The 259-nt window shown below is 40.5% G+C and carries 1 protein-coding gene; it reads left to right on the top strand.

The genetic code is table 11. The features are described 5' to 3' along the window. The coding region (locus ACFIK8_RS12385) for a DUF4159 domain-containing protein (RefSeq protein ID WP_375669599.1) at positions 1-259 on the top strand (259 nt) is incomplete at both ends.

Below are 259 nucleotides of genomic sequence, written 5' to 3'. Positions count from 1 at the left end.
TGCCAGATTTTCCTGGTCTCTATCGTGGTTCACCTTTATGGGTTGAATCATCATCAATGAATAAAAAAAACAAAAATCCTCTTGCCACTGGTGATAATGTAAGTTCTCTTCTTATTACCGCCAATAACTTCGCTGGTGCTTGGGCACTGGACGAAAAAGGCATGTGGAAATATCCACTTATTCCCAATGACCCAATGCAACGCCTATGGGCATTTCGAGCAGGATTGAATATTGTTATCTATGTTCTTACCGGAAACTA

It is taken from the genome of Bartonella sp. MR168JLCBS (assembly GCF_042194175.1).
The sequence above is the reverse complement of the archived record's forward strand: the minus strand, read 5'-3'. Positions and strand labels throughout refer to the sequence as shown.